Source organism: Vibrio rotiferianus CAIM 577 = LMG 21460 (genome assembly GCF_002741985.1).
GTDB classification, from domain to species: Bacteria; Pseudomonadota; Gammaproteobacteria; order Enterobacterales; family Vibrionaceae; genus Vibrio; species Vibrio rotiferianus.
In genome coordinates, this window is record NZ_APHW01000014.1 from 213,349 (window position 1) to 234,440 (window position 21,092).

Annotated in this window: 33 protein-coding genes and 2 pseudogenes; 6 read left to right on the forward strand and 29 right to left on the reverse strand. The window is 44.8% G+C overall.

Going from position 1 to position 21,092, the window contains the following annotated elements; translation table 11 throughout:
• Positions 1-3: 3 nt before the first annotated feature.
• From B853_RS07290 to ccoN, 5 genes are all read right to left on the reverse strand, one after another.
• Positions 4-480: a FixH family protein gene (locus tag B853_RS07290; protein WP_010447941.1), complete on the reverse strand. Its 477-nt coding sequence runs from the start codon at positions 478-480 to the stop codon at positions 4-6.
• Positions 481-569: 89 nt separating this feature from the next.
• The gene (gene ccoP / locus B853_RS07295; protein ID WP_010447942.1) at positions 570-1,544 is read right to left on the reverse strand and encodes a cytochrome-c oxidase, cbb3-type subunit III; all 975 of its coding nucleotides are present in this window, start codon (positions 1,542-1,544) and stop codon (positions 570-572) included.
• Positions 1,544-1,717 carry a cbb3-type cytochrome oxidase subunit 3 gene (locus B853_RS07300; protein ID WP_005396487.1) on the reverse strand — a complete coding sequence of 58 codons (174 nt, stop codon included), beginning with the start codon at positions 1,715-1,717 and terminating at the stop codon, positions 1,544-1,546. Before B853_RS07300 ends, ccoP begins: the two co-directional genes overlap by 1 nt.
• An 11-nt stretch (positions 1,718-1,728) precedes the next feature.
• Entirely contained in the window at positions 1,729-2,349 is a 621-nt protein-coding gene (ccoO, locus tag B853_RS07305; protein ID WP_010447943.1) for a cytochrome-c oxidase, cbb3-type subunit II, read from the reverse strand.
• A 12-nt stretch (positions 2,350-2,361) separates the two neighbouring features.
• On the reverse strand, positions 2,362-3,789 hold the full coding sequence (gene ccoN / locus B853_RS07310; RefSeq protein WP_010447944.1) for a cytochrome-c oxidase, cbb3-type subunit I: 1,428 nt from the start codon (positions 3,787-3,789) through the stop codon (positions 2,362-2,364).
• Positions 3,790-4,045: 256 nt separating this feature from the next.
• Between ccoN and B853_RS07315 the strand changes: the two genes are divergently transcribed.
• The 4 genes and pseudogenes from B853_RS07315 to B853_RS07330 all read left to right on the forward strand — a co-directional run bounded on the left by B853_RS07315 (position 4,046) and on the right by B853_RS07330 (position 8,285).
• The gene (locus B853_RS07315; RefSeq protein ID WP_010447945.1) at positions 4,046-4,402 is read left to right on the forward strand and encodes a hypothetical protein; all 357 of its coding nucleotides are present in this window, start codon (positions 4,046-4,048) and stop codon (positions 4,400-4,402) included.
• Positions 4,403-4,515: 113 nt separating this feature from the next.
• Entirely contained in the window at positions 4,516-5,703 is a 1,188-nt protein-coding gene (locus tag B853_RS07320; RefSeq protein WP_038883682.1) for an FIST signal transduction protein, read from the forward strand.
• Positions 5,693-7,422 (forward strand): annotated as a pseudogene (locus tag B853_RS07325) (response regulator). The gene B853_RS07320 and the pseudogene B853_RS07325 overlap by 11 nt, the downstream one beginning before the upstream one ends.
• A gap of 440 nt (positions 7,423-7,862) precedes the next feature.
• A complete protein-coding gene (locus B853_RS07330) occupies positions 7,863-8,285 on the forward strand; it encodes a phage protein (protein ID WP_038883679.1) in 423 nt (140 codons plus the stop codon).
• Between the two features lie 28 nt (positions 8,286-8,313).
• On the opposite strand, the gene B853_RS07335 is transcribed toward B853_RS07330, so the two are convergent.
• The 23 genes from B853_RS07335 to B853_RS07425 all read right to left on the reverse strand — a co-directional run bounded on the left by B853_RS07335 (position 8,314) and on the right by B853_RS07425 (position 19,907).
• On the reverse strand, positions 8,314-9,198 hold the full coding sequence (locus tag B853_RS07335; RefSeq protein ID WP_160167633.1) for a DUF2971 domain-containing protein: 885 nt from the start codon (positions 9,196-9,198) through the stop codon (positions 8,314-8,316).
• Between the two features lie 87 nt (positions 9,199-9,285).
• Complete coding sequence (locus B853_RS07340; RefSeq protein ID WP_038883677.1) at positions 9,286-9,993, reverse strand: hypothetical protein; 708 nt, start codon at positions 9,991-9,993, stop codon at positions 9,286-9,288.
• A gap of 87 nt (positions 9,994-10,080) precedes the next feature.
• Positions 10,081-10,239: a hypothetical protein gene (locus B853_RS25955; protein WP_156145263.1), complete on the reverse strand. Its 159-nt coding sequence runs from the start codon at positions 10,237-10,239 to the stop codon at positions 10,081-10,083.
• Complete coding sequence (locus B853_RS07345) at positions 10,227-10,439, reverse strand: hypothetical protein (protein WP_038883676.1); 213 nt, start codon at positions 10,437-10,439, stop codon at positions 10,227-10,229. Before B853_RS07345 ends, B853_RS25955 begins: the two co-directional genes overlap by 13 nt.
• A 100-nt stretch (positions 10,440-10,539) precedes the next feature.
• Positions 10,540-10,947 (reverse strand): structural protein, encoded by a 408-nt coding sequence (locus B853_RS07350; protein ID WP_227741889.1) that lies wholly within the window; start codon positions 10,945-10,947, stop codon positions 10,540-10,542.
• Positions 10,940-11,143 (reverse strand): hypothetical protein, encoded by a 204-nt coding sequence (locus B853_RS25960; RefSeq protein WP_152435582.1) that lies wholly within the window; start codon positions 11,141-11,143, stop codon positions 10,940-10,942. The genes B853_RS07350 and B853_RS25960 overlap by 8 nt, the downstream gene beginning before the upstream one ends.
• On the reverse strand, positions 11,136-11,687 hold the full coding sequence (locus B853_RS07355) for a hypothetical protein (RefSeq protein WP_038883672.1): 552 nt from the start codon (positions 11,685-11,687) through the stop codon (positions 11,136-11,138). Before B853_RS07355 ends, B853_RS25960 begins: the two co-directional genes overlap by 8 nt.
• A complete protein-coding gene (locus B853_RS07360; RefSeq protein WP_038883670.1) occupies positions 11,684-12,310 on the reverse strand; it encodes a hypothetical protein in 627 nt (208 codons plus the stop codon). Before B853_RS07360 ends, B853_RS07355 begins: the two co-directional genes overlap by 4 nt.
• Positions 12,311-12,312: 2 nt before the next feature.
• The gene (locus tag B853_RS07365; protein WP_038883668.1) at positions 12,313-13,110 is read right to left on the reverse strand and encodes a hypothetical protein; all 798 of its coding nucleotides are present in this window, start codon (positions 13,108-13,110) and stop codon (positions 12,313-12,315) included.
• The gene (locus B853_RS07370; RefSeq protein ID WP_050568932.1) at positions 13,100-13,525 is read right to left on the reverse strand and encodes a hypothetical protein; all 426 of its coding nucleotides are present in this window, start codon (positions 13,523-13,525) and stop codon (positions 13,100-13,102) included. Before B853_RS07370 ends, B853_RS07365 begins: the two co-directional genes overlap by 11 nt.
• A 202-nt stretch (positions 13,526-13,727) precedes the next feature.
• A complete protein-coding gene (locus B853_RS25965; RefSeq protein WP_170001016.1) occupies positions 13,728-13,868 on the reverse strand; it encodes a hypothetical protein in 141 nt (46 codons plus the stop codon).
• A 9-nt stretch (positions 13,869-13,877) separates the two neighbouring features.
• Positions 13,878-14,237 carry a hypothetical protein gene (locus tag B853_RS07380; RefSeq protein WP_038883665.1) on the reverse strand — a complete coding sequence of 120 codons (360 nt, stop codon included), beginning with the start codon at positions 14,235-14,237 and terminating at the stop codon, positions 13,878-13,880.
• 9 nt (positions 14,238-14,246) lie between these two features.
• The gene (locus B853_RS07385) at positions 14,247-15,068 is read right to left on the reverse strand and encodes a major capsid protein P2 (protein ID WP_038883663.1); all 822 of its coding nucleotides are present in this window, start codon (positions 15,066-15,068) and stop codon (positions 14,247-14,249) included.
• A gap of 241 nt (positions 15,069-15,309) precedes the next feature.
• A complete protein-coding gene (locus B853_RS07390; RefSeq protein ID WP_038883661.1) occupies positions 15,310-15,969 on the reverse strand; it encodes a hypothetical protein in 660 nt (219 codons plus the stop codon).
• Entirely contained in the window at positions 15,956-16,390 is a 435-nt protein-coding gene (locus B853_RS07395; RefSeq protein WP_050568931.1) for a hypothetical protein, read from the reverse strand. Before B853_RS07395 ends, B853_RS07390 begins: the two co-directional genes overlap by 14 nt.
• A complete protein-coding gene (locus tag B853_RS07400) occupies positions 16,390-16,755 on the reverse strand; it encodes a hypothetical protein (protein ID WP_038883660.1) in 366 nt (121 codons plus the stop codon). Before B853_RS07400 ends, B853_RS07395 begins: the two co-directional genes overlap by 1 nt.
• A gap of 35 nt (positions 16,756-16,790) precedes the next feature.
• The gene (locus tag B853_RS25970) at positions 16,791-16,949 is read right to left on the reverse strand and encodes a hypothetical protein (RefSeq protein WP_170001017.1); all 159 of its coding nucleotides are present in this window, start codon (positions 16,947-16,949) and stop codon (positions 16,791-16,793) included.
• 10 nt (positions 16,950-16,959) lie between these two features.
• On the reverse strand, positions 16,960-18,573 hold the full coding sequence (locus B853_RS07405) for a rolling circle replication-associated protein (protein WP_249027406.1): 1,614 nt from the start codon (positions 18,571-18,573) through the stop codon (positions 16,960-16,962).
• Positions 18,546-18,809: a hypothetical protein gene (locus tag B853_RS26420; RefSeq protein ID WP_249027407.1), complete on the reverse strand. Its 264-nt coding sequence runs from the start codon at positions 18,807-18,809 to the stop codon at positions 18,546-18,548. Before B853_RS26420 ends, B853_RS07405 begins: the two co-directional genes overlap by 28 nt.
• A 49-nt stretch (positions 18,810-18,858) precedes the next feature.
• Positions 18,859-19,053 (reverse strand): hypothetical protein, encoded by a 195-nt coding sequence (locus tag B853_RS07410; protein WP_038883657.1) that lies wholly within the window; start codon positions 19,051-19,053, stop codon positions 18,859-18,861.
• A gap of 127 nt (positions 19,054-19,180) precedes the next feature.
• A complete protein-coding gene (locus B853_RS07415) occupies positions 19,181-19,378 on the reverse strand; it encodes a hypothetical protein (RefSeq protein WP_038883655.1) in 198 nt (65 codons plus the stop codon).
• Complete coding sequence (locus B853_RS07420; protein WP_038883654.1) at positions 19,378-19,710, reverse strand: hypothetical protein; 333 nt, start codon at positions 19,708-19,710, stop codon at positions 19,378-19,380. The genes B853_RS07415 and B853_RS07420 overlap by 1 nt, the downstream gene beginning before the upstream one ends.
• Entirely contained in the window at positions 19,707-19,907 is a 201-nt protein-coding gene (locus tag B853_RS07425) for a hypothetical protein (protein ID WP_038883730.1), read from the reverse strand. The genes B853_RS07420 and B853_RS07425 overlap by 4 nt, the downstream gene beginning before the upstream one ends.
• 144 nt (positions 19,908-20,051) lie before the next feature.
• On the opposite strand from B853_RS07425, the gene B853_RS07430 reads away from it, so the two are divergent.
• On the forward strand, positions 20,052-20,315 hold the full coding sequence (locus B853_RS07430) for a helix-turn-helix domain-containing protein (protein ID WP_038883652.1): 264 nt from the start codon (positions 20,052-20,054) through the stop codon (positions 20,313-20,315).
• 7 nt (positions 20,316-20,322) lie between these two features.
• On the opposite strand, the pseudogene B853_RS07435 reads toward B853_RS07430, so the two are convergent.
• A pseudogene (locus tag B853_RS07435) lies at positions 20,323-20,665 on the reverse strand (DUF3693 domain-containing protein).
• 56 nt (positions 20,666-20,721) lie between these two features.
• Here B853_RS07435 and B853_RS26890 point away from each other — a divergent pair.
• On the forward strand, positions 20,722-20,868 hold the full coding sequence (locus tag B853_RS26890; protein ID WP_409385907.1) for a hypothetical protein: 147 nt from the start codon (positions 20,722-20,724) through the stop codon (positions 20,866-20,868).
• Positions 20,869-21,092: the final 224 nt, after the last annotated feature.

The window sequence follows — 21,092 nt, forward strand, 5'->3', positions numbered from 1 at the left end:
GACTTACTTCATTAATGTTGTTGGTTGCGCAGGGAACTCGACTCGACCTTGAATCATCCATTCTTTGTTGTGTGGTTCAAGCTCGACGAACCAAGGGCCCTGAATAGAATCTTCAGGAGTTAAACGATAATTACCTTTTGCATCTGCTGTAAGCAGCTTCGTGAAGTCACGGTCTGGCAACGTACGGTGTGTGAACGTTGCAGTTAGAGCAGGGAAGTGAGGCAACTCGCCTTTATTGAAAGCGATAACAACCGTGTTCTTATCAGAAGAGACTGTAGCGTTAAGACCAAGGTCACGAGCGACATTCATTTTACTGATGTCGATATTGATGCCTTTGCCTTTTTTATAGTAATCCTCAGCGACCAAAGATACCGAGTTGTTGGCGAATACGACTACTGTAACGACCGTCCATACTACAACCGTAAGAGGTAGGATGATCAGGAACCACGGCCAAAATTGTTTATACCAAGGCTTTACCATAAAAAAGTTCTCAACAGCTAAATGAAAAAATGTAAGGCTTTAAATTTAAAGGAAAGACAGCCCCTATGAAAGGGGCTGTTATTGAAATGTTACTTATTGTCTGAGTTGCTTAAACTCCAGACGTATGCCGCGACAAGCTGAACTTTGTCTTCGCCTAGAATGTCCTTCCAAGCAGGCATTACACCAGAGCGACCATTCATAACTGTTTCGGTTACCGCGGCGCGCGAATCACCGAACAACCAAGTTTGATCAGTTAGGTCGGGAGCACCTACAGCAGGGTTACCCTTACCATCTGTACCGTGACAAGCTGCACACACAACGAAACGCGCTTTACCAGCTTCCGCTTCACGTGCATTCACTTTACGACCAGATAAGCTTAGCGTGTAGCTTACGACTTCTTGAACACCTTGTTCGCCAAGTGCATCTTTCCACGCTGGCATCTGACCGATACGGCCTTGCATGATAGTTGTAACGATAGCTGCTGGCTCGCCGCCGTATAGCCATGCGTTGTCAGTTAGGTTAGGGAAGCCAGTTTGACCTCGAGCATCAGAACCGTGACATTGTGAACAGTTCTGCAGGAACAAACGCTGACCAACCTTAATTGCTTCAGGATCTTGCGCAATCTCTGGGATAGGGCGTAGACCATCTGCGTTATGAGCAAGGGCACGGAATGCTTCACCGAAGTATGCATCTGCGTCATCTAGCTCTTTAGCGTATTGGTTAAGTTGTTTGTTCTCTTGTGCTCGTGCGATGGCTTCTTTTGATTCTTCCAACGTACGAACGGTTTGATCTGAACTCTGCCAGTTTAGGAAACCTTTAAAGTTACCTAGGCCTGGAAAAAGGGCCAGATATACAGCTGCAAACACAAATGTGCTCACAAACAAGTATGTCCACCATTTTGGTAGAGGGTTGTTAAGCTCGCGAATACCATCGTACTCGTGGCCCATGTCTTCCCCTTCCTCGACGCCCATTTTATCTTTAGCGCACCAAGTCAGGAGGATCGCACAGCCAACTAGCGTACCGACAGTAATCACGATAATCCAGAGACTCCAGAATGTAGTCATTACTTCTTCACTCCTTGGTTATTTGGGGTCGTTTGTTCTTCGTCAGCAAACACCAAGTTAGCATCTTCTTCAAAACGTGCTTTACGTTTCTTGCTAAATGCCCACCATACGATGCCGATAAAACTAGCGAAGAGTACAACGGTATAAATACTATGAATTGTACCGAAATCCATATGCCCCCCCCTTACTTCATTGCATGACCAAGAGACTGAAGGTAAGCGATGATTGCATCCATCTCTGTTTTACCTTCTACTTCTTTAGCCGCATTCGCGATTTGTTCATCCGTGTACGGAACACCGAACTGGTTGCGGAATACTTCTAATTTCTTCTGCGTCAGCTTGCCGTCTAGTACGTTTTCTTCAAGCCAAGGGAAACCTGGCATATTTGATTCAGGTACTAGCTCACGTGGGTCAATTAGGTGAACACGATGCCATTCATCAGAGTAACGTCCGCCTACACGTGCTAAATCAGGACCAGTACGCTTAGAACCCCATAGGAATGGGTGCTCCCAAACACTTTCGCCAGCAACAGAGTAGTGACCGTAGCGCTCTGTTTCAGAGCGGAAAGGACGAATCATCTGACTGTGACAAACGTTACAACCTTCACGGATGTATATGTCACGACCTTCCATTTCCAGAGGAGTGTAAGCTCGCAGGTTTTCTACAGGCTCGGTAGTTTGCTTCTGGAAAATCAGAGGAGTGATTTCTACAAGCGCACCCCAACTGATTGCAAACACGATGAAAATAGCCAACAAACCGACATTACGTTCTAGGATTTCGTGGCGATTATTCGAATTATTACTCATTCTTTAATCTCCTTATGCCGGTTGAGGGATAGCTTTTAAGCTTTCTTTAGGCGCAGTTACCGTCTTGTACGTGTTGTATGCCATTAGGAACATACCGAATAGGAAGATGAAGCCTCCTAGGAAACGTACGAAGTAGAACGGGTAAGATGCTTCTACAGATTCAACAAAGCTGTAAGTTAGCGTACCGTCAGAGTTGACTGCGCGCCACATTAGGCCTTGCATTACACCAGAGATCCACATTGCTACGATGTAAAGAACAGTACCGATAGTTGCTAACCAGAAATGAACGTTGATTAGGCTAACAGAGTACATACGCTCTTGACCAAATAGACGAGGAACAAGGTGATATACAGAACCAATTGAAACCATTGCAACCCAACCTAATGCACCAGAGTGAACGTGACCAATGGTCCAGTCTGTGTAGTGCGATAGCGCGTTAACTGTCTTGATAGACATCATTGGACCTTCGAAAGTAGACATACCGTAGAAAGACAATGAAACGATTAGGAAACGTAGGATAGGGTCGTAGCGAAGCTTATGCCATGCACCAGATAGCGTCATGATACCGTTGATCATACCACCCCAAGATGGAGCGAATAGAACCAGAGACATCACCATACCTAGAGACTGAGTCCAGTCTGGTAGGGCTGTGTAATGTAGGTGGTGAGGGCCAGCCCAAATGTACAGCGAAACTAGTGCCCAGAAGTGAACGATAGATAGACGGTAAGAATAAACAGGACGTTCAGCTTGCTTAGGAACGAAGTAGTACATCATACCAAGGAAACCAGCGGTCAATAGGAAACCTACCGCGTTGTGTCCATACCACCATTGAACCATTGCATCCACGGCGCCTGAGTAAATCGAGTAAGATTTACCTAGAGCAACAGGAATTGCCATGCTGTTCACGATGTGAAGTACTGCTACTGTGATGATAAAGGCACCGAAGAACCAGTTAGCCACGTAGATATGAGAGGTATTACGCTTAACCAGTGTTCCAAAGAACACGACTGCGTAAGACACCCAGACAATCGCAATTGCGATATCAATAGGCCATTCTAACTCAGCGTACTCCTTACCTGAGGTAAAACCTAAAGGTAGGGTGATTGCTGCCGCTAGAATAATTGCTTGCCAACCCCAAAAGGTGAAGGCAACGAGTGGACCACCAAAAAGACGTGTTTGACAAGTACGCTGAACAACATAATAAGATGTTGCGAACAGGGCACTGGTACCAAACGCAAAAATTACCGCATTAGTATGCAATGGACGTAAACGACTGTACGTCAACCACGGCGTATCAAAGTTTAGCTGTGGCCAAACTAACTGAGCGGCAATCAAAACACCAACAGCCATACCAACTATGCCCCATAAAATGGTCACAAGGGTAAATTGGCGAACGACTGTATAGTTGTAGTTTTGTTCAAGCTGCTTTACTTGGCTCATTTGCATGCTTCCAATTTCTAATTAACTACACTTTACTTCCAACACGACTTGCGTCGTAACACCACCCAAGTAAACTCAAGAATTCAAGTGTTATCATCACTTTATTTCCATTGCTGACTTTAATAAAAAGTGGCATTTTCAGCGAGACACTATACTTGAATTAACAATTCAATGACAGAGTAGTAACCTTACAACGCCTCTGGAAATCATTTTTTATTTAAAAAGTTTGAAGTTTGTAACAAGGATATTAGGAATTATGGCCGCACAAAAGTTAACAAAGGCAAGACTTGCACAAATCTTAATCATGCTCAGTGTTTTAATTGGAGCATTTTTCTGGCGCACCTTTACTTATGAGACGAGCAGAGATGTGGATTGTTCACAAAAACAACGATGTGATGTAACAATTGGTCAGTCAAAAATCACCATAAACAAGAGTTCGAACGGTTTTTCGATCGAAAGCACAGAAATTGACAGTCTAAAAATTGATCTAAATCAATCTGGTCAATTTATTAACGTAGGTGATAAATATCGCGATATTGAGTGGAATAGTATTTCTGAGACAAAAGCAATTAATCTCAAAATAAACGAAAACATTGTCCAAGTTCATTTATAAATCAGATCTGACGCGAGATAATTGTATCTTCTTTGTGCAGTTAATACCTTCTTACCTAGCGCTTAATTTTCGCAATGGTATAACAGTAAAGTGATAAACAATAATAAAACCGTATGCAGTGCCAATCATTATTTACTCATATTACCGACGAATATTCAGCGATAGAAAAATTTCGCTCAGAATTGAGCCAGGATAATCTGTCCCATTTGATCTGTTATTACACAGAGGAGTATGACTTCAGAAAAATTCAACGTGCATTCGTTAAACTATTTCCTGAAGCCACCGTGCATGGAGCCAGCTCGTGTCAAGCAATCATGACCAACCATGGGTATCATCAAGGACCTGTTATTGCAGTACTTGCGATTTATGACTCCGGTCAGCACGCATACGGGACAGGGATTTCAACCTATGGGGCAAATTTAGAAACAAGCGTTGATGAGGCGCTTAATATGGCGCTTTTTCATGCAAATAGAGTAGGTGAAGTACCCAACCTGATCCTTCTTCATGCAACTCCGGGACATGAAGAATCGATTATCGAAAGTATCGATGAGCGCTTTGGTACTTTGGTTCCCATTATTGGCGGATCGTCAGCCGATAACAATGTAAAAGGGAATTGGTCTGTAATCACGTCCCAAGGATATGAGCAGAACGGGGTAAGTCTTACTCTCTTCTATTCGTCTCAGGCAGTTGATACCGCTTTTAGTGCAGGGCACTCTCCAACAAGCATCACTGGTATCGCAACAAAGACTATGGGCCGCTGCCTTTTAGAAATAGACGACCAACCCGCACTAGATGTCTACCGCAAGTGGACGAACCATCAAGAAACGCAATCGGACGAACAAAGCTTTCTATTTACAAACTCCAGTGCGTATCCTCTGGGACGTATTGCAGGGCATCTGTACGAGCGACCTTATTACAAACTGTCTCACCCAATCAGAGAAACAGAGCAGGGTGGCATCGAGCTTTTCACGAATATTGAAGAAGGTGAAGTTCTAACTCTAATGCAGGGAAGTCGTCAGCATCTAGTGGCTCGAGCGGCCAGAGTTGTTAACGCTGCTTTCAATCAAAAGTTAGAAGAGTCTCGAAAAATAGGAGTGATAAACATTTTTTGCGCGGGCCCTATGCTGCACTTAAAGCAAGATATTAATAGTGTTTGTGAACAAATTAACCAGGAATTAGATAACCTGCCTTTTATTTGTCCGTTTACCTTTGGTGAGCAAGGAAGATTTATAGGTGGCGAAAATGGACATGGAAACCTGATGATCTCTTCAGCAATTTTCCATAAACCTTATGAAAAATAAATATTTAGAGATATACCAACAAGAAGCGTTACAAGAGGCACTTGTCGAACTAAAAGAGGCAAGACAGCGAGAGAGGCTCTTAGCTGACGAAAACAAAGCAATCTTATCAGCCATTTCTGCTATGAGTGAGGCTCGTAATCGCCACGAAATTTTTTCCGGTCTCAACAGCGTTCTAAAGAAATACATCGACTTTGATGACTTCATCGTCATCACCCGTGACTGCAATCAACAAAATTTCAAAACACTTCTATCGACAAATAGCGTCTTTGATAGAACTAGTTGGTTACCGGGTAACGCATCGGAGAGGGCGCTCAATGGTGAGTGTATTTTGCTGTTTGAACCAATGCGGTTAAAGGAGTTTGAGGGGCTTAACTCCTTTATTAAAAGCCAGGTAAGTTCCATGCTTGTAACTGGTATTCGGTCTGAAGTAACACAAACTATCATCATACTTGTAGGTGCTCAAAAAGGTCACTTCAGTATCGAAAACAAAGAGACGCTTCGGCGTTTCAGGCCTTTGATTGAAAGGGCTGTTATAGATATCGAAACTAAAGAGAAGTTACAACGTATCGTAGAGGTTCGCACCTCGCAGCTTGCTAAAGCAAGAGAAGAGGCAGAAAGAGCAAACCAGTCTAAGTCAGAGTTCTTAGCCATGATGAGCCATGAGATTCGTACTCCGTTAAACTCAGTTTTGGGCATGCTCGACATATTGAGGCAATCGACTTTAACCGAAGAACAATCAGAAGTCCTTAATCAGATGGAATGCTCAGCAGATCTGCTTCTCGCAATCATTAGCGACATTCTTGACTTGTCAAAAATAGAGTCTGGTAGCTTTCATTTGAACGAACAGTGGACCAACCTTGGTGACGCTGTAACTCTTATCATTTCTCAACAAAAACAGGTAGCTAAAGCTAAAAATTTGAGTTTTGAGTTCGAGTGTAACCTCGATAAAAACAGGCAATATTGGATAGACTCAACACGCTTGTCTCAAATTCTTTTTAACTTAATTGGCAACGCGAGCAAATTTACAGATTTTGGTGGTATTGATATCTCTGTGATTGAGCAAGATAGCGAACTTGTAATTTCTGTTGCTGATACTGGCATTGGAATTCCAAAAGCTAAGATTGGAAATCTCTTCACTGCTTTTCATCAAGGAGACAGCTCGATTACGCGAAGATTTGGAGGTACAGGCCTTGGACTTGCTATCACCAAACATTTGGTTGAAATGATGCGCGGCACGATAAGCGTAAAAAGTGAATTGAACGTTGGTTCACACTTCAAAATCAATATTCCTGTCTTAACAAGGAGCAATCAAGAGAGGCCCGTTAAGATAGAACAAAATCATCCTTCAAAAGCGATGAATCTTCTTGTCGTTGAAGATACAGAATCAAATCAGTTAGTAATCAAGCTTATCTTGAACAAGCTCGGCCATAACGTTTTTATGGCGAGTCATGGTGAAGAAGCATTAGCGTTTTTGGAAGAGCAAGAACAAAGCGTAGACGTCATTTTAATGGACGTCTCAATGCCAGTGATGGATGGGATAACAGCAACAAGATTGATTAGACAAAAAGGAATAGACATACCAATCATTGCTTTGACTGCACATGCACTTGAAAGTGATAAGACTACATGCATGAAAGCCGGCATGAATGGCTTTGTTACCAACCAGTTCGAAGGCAAGAAATCTACGAAGCAATCAAATCGTTAGTAGAAACCGTGTAGCGAGTTAATATAGATCTTAACAATCGTAGATTATTAAGATCTATATTAAGTATTTTATGGTAAATCGCCGTTATGTTTAATGACATTGCCAAAAAGCGCGGCATTTTAAAATCTGAGCGGGATAGGAGGCCTAACTAGAGAAGATTTGGCGTACATGGATAGTTTATTTAACATAATATACATAATGCGCACTAAGATAGGCAAATTTAACATATCGAGTTTATTGCTCGACAACCTCAAAATTCCACTAATAAATCAATAAGTTACCAAATTTAATTGTTTATTTTCGTCATTGGTAAACCCAACAATTATAAGGCTGCATTATGGAATGAATCGCACATATTGTCTTTTCTTTCCTATTAATCGGTCTTAACGATTAAACCCCTTGTAGCAATCGAAATTAACCATGAATAACGATGATAATTTGAGAGGTTTATCACATGGACTTTGAAGCCTTCAACACCTTATTTTGGCGAGTCTTTCCCAATATCCAAGCTGGTGCTGAATATTTTCATGTTCGCCCTGTGACAATTCGCCGTTGGCTGTCTGGACAATTGAACATTAATCCCATGGCTGAAAAGCTGCTAATTATTAAAGCGCTTGGCTATCTTCCTAACGATGTGCGTTGGCGTGGCTTTCGTATTGATGAGGCGCGCGGCGTGTTGATCACACCCAGTGGTCGCGAGTTTAATCCGAAAGAACTCGAATCCTTTGCCTATCAGAAAGATGAATATCACCATTTAACAAAGTTACATGGTCACCTTGAACACCCGCCGATTTACCCAGCTAAAGACAATGTGTTGCCTTTTCGTGGTGGTCGTCGTATGACGGCCGCACCTTGGATACCCACTAAGTTTAAATAAGAAAAAGCCCGCTTTGCGGGCTCATTTATCAAGACAGCGTCTCAATTTTCATATGCCCAAAGCTATGCAATTGAGAATACTCAAGTTCAAACGTGTCTGATGCGATACTCATTCGCCCTACTTCTAATTCGGGATTAAAAGCACTGAAATAGTCAACGAGATCGAGCTGCTTGCTCAAATCGCATTGAGCTCCCAATGTCAAAGAAACTATAGCACTTTCTGGTACGCTAAATAATGGGATAAAGCCTTCCCCGATATAGTTATTCTCAGCCAGCAAACGTCTTTCTTCATCGGTTGCAAACCGTGCTTCTTTTATCACTTTTCCCCAATCATCCATTTCAGCCTTAAACATTATTCGATCAGCGTTCTTTACTGGTAATATCATTCGATACTCATCTTCGTACTCCCAATCTTTTGCTTTTTGCAAAAACCAACTTTCAAAAGCACTAGATGTTGCTCTACGTTTATCTTGCTTATATTCAACTTTTTCTACGTTTCCTATTGCCTTAGTAAAACATGAGTCATTTAAATTTTGATTAAAGAAGGGGTGGTTAGCGTCAAAGCCAATAACGAAGCCTGTGTGGTTGCTAGCGTAATGCGACCACATCAGGATGTTGTCTCGCTTTCCACTCAAGCAGAAGATTCCGTAATGATGAAATATAGGACAGCCAAAATTAGGGTCGTTGATATCTTTGATCATTTTCTTTGGTTCTAGTAACTCTTGTTCACTCTCAAAGATTGAAAAGACGGGTTGATAAAGCGTATTGCTTTCCATTGCTTTATTAAGTGCGTTATGGCTTGGCAATAATTCGAAGGGATCGTTGAGTTCTCTCTTAATGCTAAAAGCAACTCGTAAATTGTTAGTGAATTTCGAATCAATCGGAAAATATTTATACAAAATATTCTGGCTCACAGACATATCTCCAAAAAAAACACCCAGTTAGTGTTCTGGATGTTTTTAGCATGTTGTACGATTAATTTATCAAGTAAAGATCACAAATCACATTGATACGCTCCCCCAAATTGCGCCTTCATCATTCGTCATTACGCCCGATAAGTAATAACTTCCCTGATACATCGCCGTTGCTACCACACCTTGATATACGCCATCGTACGCCGAGTCTCGGCAGTTGCTTACTTGAATGTTTTTAACATCAAAATAAGAGCCGTTTCTAGTTAGTTGGCCATACATCTGGCATATACCGTTAACAGTTAGATTTCCTTCCGTATCAATTGTCCACACTGTACCGTCAGTAATGTTGGTATGAGTGCCAACAATTTCCGCTAAAGGTTTTGAATCCGATGCTTTAGCAAGGCTGTAACTAAGTAGCTGATTGTTTACAGTGGCATTAAGCATTACTCCGTTTGAGTCGAAGTCAGCCGTTGCCGATACTGTCGAATCAAAAACGTAGTTATATGTGTCTACAAACGTAACGCCTTTGATATTTAGTTTGCTTCCATTGGTTTGAACTGTGTGCGCAGCCATTACTGCATTTGAAGCAAAGTCGCCGACAATAATTGGCGTTGTTGTACGACTGCTATCAACCAGCATTAAAACTTGATCTTGTTCGTTTGCATACAGGCCATTGTAAGCAAATGTCTCTTGTGGTTTTGTATCGGTACTGCCTGAACTTGCAGAGCCGCCACCGCCGCCACATCCAACTAAACTGAATACTGCAACGGCTGATACTGCGACGAGCTTTTTCATGTGTATATCCTCAACAACATTATTGATTAATCAATGTGCAACTATACGCAAATTATATAAATCAGCAAGATACCTATAAAAAGCACCTCAACAGTGAGGTGCTTTTGATTCTTGCTCAAGTGCAGTGATGCGCTCATCAAGTTTTTGTAACGTTAGCTTAATCCACGCAATATCAGTTCTAAGTGCAACCACCGTTGCGATGCTGGACGCTGCACCCGTTAGGCATGCAACGACTAGTGTTTCCATTCATTGCGCACCGTTTCCCATGCACCAATTAACATCGGTACGGTTGTGCCAATCACACCACCCCATTGAATGCCCGCTTCCGTCACGCTAGCCGTGATAAGTTGCGGGTGTCCAATGGCCAGCGTTGCACCAGCTGCAATCAGACCAATGCCTTTTTTCGTTGATGGTTGTTTCCATTGTTTTTTTAGCCAATCTAACATTGTTATAAAACTCCGTGTTTCTTTAGTTGTTTGATGGCGTATGCACCTGCAATTGCAGTCACTACGCCAAGTGTGAATTTGATAGCCATTTCTTTTTTACTCATGCCAGCGCTACTCCTTCGGCGGCGTCATCCACCGTGTAATGGCGACCCACTTCCATGACTGACATGGCGTGCATCATGCGCGCTAGAAAGTTGTCATCTGCCAATGAGATCAATTGGTCAGGCTTTACACCGATTTGGTCAGAGACGAAATTGATGTAGTTTTCGGTGTGGTTTTCATTTGGCGGCGCAAAGCGGCCAATGATGGCGCGGACGGTATTTAATCCGTATCGGCTTTGATAGTTGCGCAGCAATTTAGCGCCAGCTCGAAAGCCGTATTTGGGATGTGAGAACGTCTCGAACTCCGCATCTTTTGATACCAGTGCCTCACCCCGCCAATTGTTACCAATTCGGATGTTTAGCGGGTTGTTATTACGAACGCCGCGAGGCTGATTACGTTTACTCATCCACATGGCTCCCATCATCAGCAATAACAGCACTATCATCCTGTAGCGATTCAACATCGTGAAATGCTCCGTTTTCAAAGAGCTTGCCAACGATTGACGTATCATAAGTAGCAAGCGGTTGTTGTTCTGGTGACACAGGGTCAAATGACATCACCGCCACCACTGTGTTTTGTGCATCTGTAATAAAACTAGGCATACTCGATTACCTCCACCGAAATTGCGATAGGTAGTGAACTTGTGATAGAGAGCTTGGTGCTGCTTTGAAGCGTGACCATTCTTTCAACTGGTACTAAACCGTATGTATTGCCCTTGCCCGCTGCCGCGCCAACACCTGACACGTTAATCATGGTTTTGTTTATGTTCACCGCTGGAATGGTGACGCTGGTTGTGTAAGCAGATACGGTAAGGCGGTGAACCTTCTTAATTGCAGCCTTGTTGTTGACTGTCGATTTGATTCGGTTTTCAGAGTTTGAAACCGCCGTCCCGACACTTTGTTGTAAATCCGTCACGGCTTGCGTCGTATGGGCGTTAATTGCTTGCACTTCGGTGCTGATTTCACCATTCACAACACTGAGTGCATTTACACCGTCGATAACGGTTTGCGTGTCTGTCGAAACCGTTTGAGCCAGTGCTGTATTCGAGGTCTGAACACTTTGCGCCAGTGAATCCAAATCCCCTTTAAGCTCGGTTCGCATCGCAGCCAAAATAGGTGCTAAATCCTGAGGGTTATTCAAAATCATGAAAGCACCTCCGTCACACTCACTTTTGCTGTTTCACTCGCTGTGTTGTGCAGATACACATCCGCACTTGAATCAATCACGGTCGAAGCCATTGCATCGAAAGACCCGCGCAAAATCGCACCCGTATCGGCGCCAACGCTTGCGCCGCCTACCCTTAACAATGTGACGTGGTCACTAATTACTTGAATAGTAGTTTGTTTACGACCCAGTTCATTAGAGCTGACCTTTACGGTTTGACCCGCTTGGATTTCAATGTCCGGCAAGCTGTTAAGCTGGCTTGGTGCTATCTGCTCTACTTTTAAGCCGTCTTCCACTTTTACCGATGCTTCAAATTGAATTGGATCGATAATGCGCTTAATCACAAGGTTCTGTGTCGCATTGGTAGAGATAGGCAAATCACTGATTTGATACTCTACGGACAATGTCTCATCCGTTGGGTTTTCAAAACGCATGGCGTCAAACTCAGACACGTTGATGGCGTCACCCGTTTGGATACCCGTTGAACGAAACTCATCTGAGCCAAGCACCACGCCAGAATCACAAGAGCGAATGAGTAGATATTTGCCTTTTTCGCTGACGTTAAAGTCAAAGTTTTGATTTGAAGTCAGGTTAATCACTGGCATGTTTACCCCCTTACAGCGGCAGCGACGCCGAACGCTATTGCAGAAACCATCGCGACTTTTGCAATGCTGTCACTGCTGCCTGTTTGTGACTGGCTGACCGTTTTCTCTGCGGTCGCATTCATCTTTTCAGATAACGCAATCACATCCTTTGTGGTGGTCGCACTTTGCATGGCCATGTTTTTAGCCATTTCCACCGTATCGGTAGAGTTACGGCGCATGTTTTCTAGTGCTTGTTCAGTGACTTTGCTGTTGCTGTCGAGCGCGTCATTACCAAAGTCCATCGATTTACGTAATGCGTCTGCGTTTGACTTCAACGCATCGTTACCAAAAGCCATGGATTGTTTGAGCGCGTCATTGTTGGCACGTAAAGCATCGTTACCAAAACTCAGCGCTTCTTTTTGTGCATCCATTGCCGCATCAAGTGCGTCCTTGTTAGCACGGCGAGTTTCAGCAATGGCCTTATCTGCTAATTCACTGTTTTGCTTGGCAACATCACCGACCAGCCCTAGCGATTCATCAACGACACCCTCACCGAATTTCAGTGAATCTGTCAGTGATTTGTTTGCGCTCTCCACTGACTTTTCGCCAAGGCCAAACGCACCATCAGCAAGTAACTTGAGTGATTCTTCAGCAAAATCGAATGAGCGATTGACCGAGCCGTGGTCACTCATGCTTACGCGCACATTGCCATTCACGCCCGCCACGTTAACCCCAAGGTTATCGCCTGCATTGGTCACTTGGCCTGTCGCGTTGTTGTTAGTGGTTTGGCTAGAGCTACTCGATTTGTTTCTAGAAGTCATAGCACCCCCTTAACGTTTTCTCGTGGTAGGTTGCTCCATCTTCAAAACGTTCAACGACTTCAAAGCCGAACGTTAGGAGCATTTTGCGCATGCCTTGTTTAAGCGTTTCAAAACCTAGAGCGCGATAGCCCACAGCATGAGCACGGCGGATAATGTCAGGCGCAGCGCGCATCAGTCCTTTGCCTTGGATGGCATCAATCATCAGTGCGTCATTGGTGACACGTGTCACCATGTGCAAATCAACGTTATCTGAACGCAAGTGATACCAAGTTGCTTGTCCGCTTTGTAAGTCCGTGAGCAAATCAGCAAATGCGCTTTGCTTGTCGTGCTCAGTCATGCGGTCATAAGCGGCGGCAAAATGCTTTGCCGCCATGTCCTGAGTAATGCAGGAAGCTTTGATAATGGTGTATTTCATCGGTTCACCACCCAGTAACCTACGACTAAGGCCGTGACAATTAAGGTGATGTTTGTGCCGGATAAGCCGCCAAGATTGACGTTCCCTAGCCTCACATCACCCACACCCCCACTAGAGCCGGACTGTGTCGGTCCTTGTGTTGCACCGGATGAAATCGGCGAGCCTTGCCCGTTGGTCAGTCCGCCGCCTATTGGTCCAAACATCACGCCCCCTTAAATGCTTTGTAAGCAAGGAGGCCACCGCCACCAATTAAACCTAATTTGATGAGCTTGGATGTACTGGAGCCAGTCAGAAAGCCCGCACCAAAACTGCCTAGAGCGATTACGATTGGAATTGCTGGCATCGTTCCCCCTTAGCGCTTAGCCAGTACAAGCAACGCCACCACAGCAAGACCACCAATCATCAGTTGTTGATTGGAAAAGCCCATAAAGCCTGCCTGTGTGCGCGGCATCTGTGCTTGACCTTGTGGCTGCGTGATTTTGTTGCCGTGTTGGTCTGCGTAGTTGGAATACTGCTTTTGCGTGTTTGGGTTAGCCGCTACATCAGCGGCATACCCCTTTACACTATCCAAATACGCATCTTTGACGACACCGAACGTTTCACCGACATCATCCATCAAGCCCGAACCCCACTTGGTTAGATCACCAAAGAATGAGTTGTCGCTGGTTGGTTGATGGCCGACGTAGTTTTGAATGTGATCAGGTAATGACATACCACCCCCTTACAGAAGGTTTTGCAGTAGTTCTGGACGTTCGATTTCTACAGACTCGACCAAGATTGGCAGACCACCGACAGCTTGAGTTGTTGTCACCGTAAACTTCAATTGGCTGTTGTGCGCTGTCTTAAACAGGTCTTGCAGGAAGAAGCCACGCAACAGCGGGTCAAAGTGGAAAAAGCCACTTTGAGGCGCACGCTTATGACGCTCTGCCAGATACGAGAGGTAGTCCTTATCGCACTCAAATACCTTTTTAAAGTCACGCTCAATTTTCAAATCCGTGACCTTGTCACTCAAGAAGTGCATACGGCGAACAAGTTTTGTCGCGCCCGCATTTAGGCTCGTAAACTCGTTTTGTCCTGCGGACGTTGCCTGCATGGTTTCAGGGCGAATTTTTGGCGTTAAGATTCGGACGGGTTGAGGCTCAGACACAATGGCATTCGCTGACAGACTGATGCCCGGTGCGCTTTGCAAATCTGTCGGCGTGCCCACTTCAATCTCCAAGATGATGTTGTCACCAATCTCAGTTACCAGACCCGTTGCACGAATGCCGTTTTTGGTTTTACCGACAATGTCAGCAAATGGAATGGTGAAGTAACCCGATTTAGCAGGTTGCTTTTTGTAAGCTTCCAGCATCAACAGTTGCGCACCCGTTAGGATGTAAATTTCTTCACCGTTTAGGTTGACCGCTACTCGTTTGATCATTGCAGCGCTCAAGTTAGTGCGGATATGAATCTCTTCATACGTTGGACCCACATCAAGCTTGATAGTGGATTTTTGACCGTAACCGATACCCGTTGGCGAGTTTAGTTTCATTGGTGCTTGCATGTGTACGACTCCCTACCCGTTAGCCGATTGCATCTTCAACAACGTCAACGTTGTTTGATGCCCACACCACAAGCGCCGATACTGCCAGCGCAATCATTGCGGTTTTCATTGTTGTTTTGTTCATAAAAAAATACCCCTGTCTCACGACGTTGGTTAGTTGGTTGAAATGAGCTATTAGCAAACCAGTTCAAAGCGCAGAGGTTCAACCGCCTTTGCGCTTAATCTGCGCTCTAGAGCGCAGTTAAAAGCGGATTTTCCCTTTGGTGTACTCCTTTCCATTTTGCTCTAGGTATTCCAGCTTGTTTAAAGCCGCAATATCACTCTCACAAATTCCGGTTAAACCCTCCAAGTAGTGCGCAGACTTAGCGGTTTTTTGCAGTAACACATAGGCAAATTGGCAGTTATCAATAATGGTTTTTGATACTTCCTGCCCCCGCTGAAACAGACTAATGGTGTGAATGTGGTACTTGCGACCTAAGCGCAGCAACTTGCCATAATAGCCAGACGCTTTACCACTGGTGTTGGTGTGCTCGGCGACCTCTTCACAAATCACTTTTAGCGCTTTGGGGTGCGTACCATTCCCCGCCGCCCACACCACTTGGCAAAACTTATCAAAGTCTTTCTCTTTGGTTTCATGGCTTGGCGAATACGCAATTTTAAAGCCTTGCTTGGTCTTTCGACCTTGCAGCAGAGCACGGGCAAACTCTTTGATGGTTGGATAGCTGCGCACCACTCGCCCCGCTAAATCTCCGGTGTAATCACCCAGTGGATCAAAAATAGCAACTTGGTCTGTTGCGCTCACCAGCTTGCGACGTGCTAGTTGCGTTTTACCACTGCCGGACATCCCACACACCCAAGCATGCCCATTTGAGCGCGCATTGTTGGCGTTAATCGGTTGCATCGGCGGTTTCCTGCGGTGTGGGTTCCGGTTGTGGCTGCGGTTGGTCTAGCTCTTTCAGCGCTTTGATTTGCATGTAGGACGTCACGCCAAGTGTGCCGACTGCAATCAGGGCAAAGATTTCTTCCTTGTAAGGCTCCAGCCATGGTGGAAGCTCACCGTTGTATTTGGCCAATGCGGGCGCAATGGCGGCAGCTGTGTTCTCTTTTTGGCTTTCGTCAAACTCAAAATCTTTGTGGCCGAACTGCTTTAACAAGCCTTCCGTCATGTTTAGGCCAAACATGGCAGTAAGCTGTGATGTGTCCACCGCTTGAGATTCCGGTACTTCACCCGCCACTGGCGGCGTAAACTCTTCATCCAATCCACCAATGAACAGCTTTTCTTCGCTGTTCAGCACGTTTTCTTGAAGGGCTAATTCATCCATTACGCACCTCCCGCACGGCTGTATTTAACCAGTGCCGCAGTGCCAGCCAGTAGACCAAACACGCACCAACCCACCATACTTGATGGTTTGGATTCTGGTTGCAGCTGTTCTGTTTCAGCGCTTGAGCCATTGTCCTCTAAGGATTTCGGCTCATTGGTAGGCTGCGCACTTTCTAGCGCCTGTTGCGCTTGCTCTAGCGGTAGATGCTGGGCAAATCTTTCCTGTACTGTTGCGCCTTTGCGGGTATCGGTACCGCACTCACATTTCGCATAGAGAAACTTTGCATTACGGCCTTTGCCCTTATAAATGCTTTTCACCGTGTTGCAAGCGCGACACGGCAAGAAGCCAATCGGTTGATTTTCCATTTTTTACCCCTGTCTCACGACGTTGGTTAGTGTGTTTAGTGTTTGATGTGGTCTTCCATTGCATCCAAGCGCGCATTGGTTTCTTTAATCCAAACCAATAGCAAGCGCAGCGGAGCAATAAAGCCTTTTGCAAAAGGATTACTCGATACCTTTTTGATTTCACTTTCTAGCTCTGACGTTATTTTGTTTTCCATTGTTGAGTCCTTAGTGTGTGGTGGCGCAATACTCTTCATAAAGCGCCATGTTATTAGCATTAATGCTTTCTCTATCGCGTGGTGGCATGAGTTCTTGAGCCAATAAACTAGCCCAGTTGCACTGCCTGTCTCTAAACGCTTGTAACTGTGCTGAGTAATCGATTCTTGCTTCTGAGCGGAACAAATCGAGACTTGTTGTCTCATCTTCTCCCGTCGCTTGCATCGACCAGCCGCGCGCACCATGCGCCCAGCATAGGAAGTCATTCGCTTTTTCGTTGGCGCGCTCACCCTCAAAAGTGATGGCAAATTGATTGCTTGCACTGGCAAATGTGCCGCGACTCTTAATCACTTCTTTTAGGCCGCGCGTTTCGTTTTCAATTTTTGAGATCAGACGCTGAAGTTTTGCAACGGCGGTCAAGTTGCTCTTTTTCTTGTTGATGTCGATAGCTTTGATGTACTCCGCTTTCTTGTCTTGCTTGCGCTTAATCTCTCTTTCCAGTGGTTTTCGCCACTGCTGCAAGCGGTAGCCGCATTCTTGAATGATGCCCGTCATGTTATCGACGTCGAACGAGGCCAATACATCCCAATCAGGCGCACGGCTGCAGCGCGCTATGTTGTAGCGGTTACCCTTGATTAAACCTTGGTCTGCGTTGTCACCTTTTGCGGCATAACCCACCGCTTTGATGAGATAGCCAGACGCGGCCTCACCGTATTTGATGCGCTCTAAGTGCGCCATCCCATGACCCCAAAGCGCTTCTAACCGCTTCGCCCACGCTCGAAAATGGCAAGGCTCCACTTGCCAATTCAACAGTAAATGCACATGTGGATTCGGCTCTCCATCTTCATTGGCTGGACACTCAGCGACCCAAATATAATGGAAGTCTGATTGCTTACCGTAGCCGCTAACTTTGGTTGTATCTTCATCAAGATTCAGCATGCCGAATTGTGTTGCATCGTATTCAAAGCCGCGCTGATAAACCTTTTTAGCTGCGTTAAGAAAACGTGAGACTTCCGCGCCAATGGTGGTCTGAATTGGGCAGTATGCTAAACCCTCATCCGTAACCGACTCCCCACCAAAAATGTGAGCACGTTGCTCTGGTGTAAATGTGAGTGTTAGGAACGTAGTAAATCCACCATGACACGCAGCGACATAGGCGCCCGACTCAAATATTTTCTTCACTGCGCGAGGGTTCAACTTTTCTGTGAAGCGTTCACCCGCTTGCTGCTCTGGCGCATCGGATGGGCTTGGATGGTAAACCACCTGCATTTTGGTTTGCTTTGACCAATCACGACGCATCAAATACGCACGACTTTTACCGATTGGTTGCCATTCCAAGCGCTTTTTGTTGCCTTCCTTGGTCAGCACCCAGCCTGTCTGCGACTCTGAGCGCGTGTTAATTTCATCGGTAGCATTGACGCCAAAAAACGATTTCGTCTTTTGTCGGGGCGGCATACGTCGAGAACGGGTAACGAATCGCTCTATGTGCTTTCGTTTTCCGTGTCCGACTTTTGCGCCCTTTGACGAGCCTAGTACTTTCACGCCTACGGCGTGCGCTTCGCGCTTAGGTTCATTCCAATATTCAGGTGTGATTAACGTTAGTTTCCACCCTGAACCAGTTTCCAAATCTCGGCACTGTCTTTTGATTGATGATGATGTACTTGATCAAACGATTTGAGTTTCGCCAGTTCGTTTTCCATCCAATCATGATTTGGAGCACTAAAAAAACCGCTGTCGATAGCGGCAATGTTTTTCTCAGTGATTGTGACGTCTTGGGCTAAGGCGGTAACAAAGCCCACATCTTGTGGGCTTAATAAATTGGTAAATTCACGCACCGGCTGCGGTTCATATAAGTTATTCATCTAGAGTATTGCTCCCTGGACGTAATACACGCCACGTATGCGCACCTGGTTAACTTTTAAATTCGATAATTTCTAGTTGAACTAGAACATGAAGTGGGATGGCTTGCTTACCAGAAGCCCAACGCGACAAGGTGGCCTGTGATACCTCAAGCTTGTTGCGACGTAAAAATTCATCTTGCCAAGATCGAGATAAACGCTTTCGCAATTCGCCCGCTGCTTTTTCTTGAATTTCTTGTTTATTCATACCAACCCCAAATTTCCGCACACAGCATAAAGAGACAAAGCAAGAGCAAGAGCAACTAACAGCGCTTGTCTAAAGCTGTCGAACGAATACGCACATAACGCACCGATAATAATTGCTATCACTGTCATCATAACGTCACCACCATACGGCGATTAGCATCCAATGGAATGATCGCAATGCTTGGATTGATAAAGGTTGCCGTTGCTTTGGTGTGGTTCTCACACTGAGCAATCAGTGCGTAAAAGTTACGGCTGAACGGTTTAAACGGGAGTTCTTCTCCCGTTGGCGCATGGTTTACGTTTGAATAGATTGCTAGGCTAGCCATTAGATAGCCTCTTGAAGTGAAGAATCCGCGCCCGCTTGGGGCGCTTCATCTTGCTTGCGGATTTCGTTGCGCTCTCGCTGCATGCGAATAAGCAATGCTAATAGGTAGCGCGGCTTGGTTCTCGATGTGGCATCAAAAGTTAAATAACCACTTCGGCTTTGGATGATTCTCTCCACTAACCGACAAAGAGTTGATGCCTTGTAAGCTGCGCACGAACCAAGCGTATTATCAATCTCATCTAAAATCAGGAACACGCCATTTAATGAGCCGCTTTTGAACTCTTCTTCGGCTTTAAGGACAATTTTTCTAAACGCTTTTGGTGAGTTAATCATGATTGCACCCCCAGACCTGAAAGACGCATAGCAACCAGTTGATGACCGCGCTTGTACTCTGCCTGACCACGGCGAGAAAAACGGTAGTCTTTACCTGTAGTTAGAGGTTTGTCGCTTTTGCCAAAGTTAGGGAAATATTTGTGCTTAATACTGTCTATGGTGTTACAACCAAACTCAGTCGGTGTATGTGTTTCCATGGCGTAGCCTCCGCAAGCTGCTTCATAAGTGATTCGAAAAGACAATATCACCACAAATCGGCTATAGCCACCGACCAGCCATAGTGAAAAGAACAAAATGATCCTCTATGATTTAACAATTAGCGGATTAGAGGTATCCACAAAATGAACTACACAAATGCTCTTTTGGACAGGGTAAAAGCCAAGTTCGAATTGACTTCTGAGTACCAACTTGCGAAAAAACTAGAAGTTCCGCACAGTAGTCTGCGCAGATGGCGAAAAGGTGGGAGTTCTATGGAATGGGATACTGCCTTTCAGATAGCAGATTTGTTAGACGAAGATGATCAAAATGTCGTTCATGGTTTGATAAATGACAAGTACACAAACCCTCGCCTAATCAATGCCTTACATGCGGGCGCACCCTCTTAGCGCCCATTTACCACGTTATACATAATGCGCACTGATATAGTGGTTCTTGTGGGCTTGCTAATGTTACGGCTAATCCTGTACAAGCCATTAAACTTTTTTCCAATGCTTTGCCATAACGTTTGAGCTTCGTGCGTTTTCGCCTTGTCCATCGCCAAACCAATTAGAGCTTTTTCTTTATCTTCGCCTATAGCCTCCGCAAGCATAAGTATCTGATTTTCTTTTAAGTAAGTTCTTCCTTTTCTCACATCTGTCAGCATTTGTGGGCTTATCCCCAAATCAGGCGCAATTTGTTTGTATTGCACGTACTTCATTTGCTTTTTGTAAGCGTCAATGAGTTGGTTTGTGTACATTTCTGCTGCTACAAAAATATCTGTATACAACCACCTTGGCTGCAGTTATTCTAAATGTGTCTGTTCGTCATATCCGGCGCTTACTCAATCGAATTTCCACTTTAGGAGCTCAAAGTCTCGTACACGCTGCTCGTGGTCGTCCAAGTAACCGACGTTACTCTGAAGATTTTAAAGTTGAAATACTAAAGATTATTCACAAGTAATATTCTGATTTCTCACTAACGCTCGCTCTAGAAAAACTCTCAGAACAACACAACCTCGCTACCGACGTGATTGCGTGAGCTTATTCAAATTGATGGATCTATATCTAAACTTGGTTACGCTTCTTTTTTATAGTGACGTTGTCACCGGGTTAGACAAGAGCCTGCCCGCAAAACCATGCAGTTTTCAAACTTAGCCCCCGTTCTGTCTTATATCGTAACTCTTT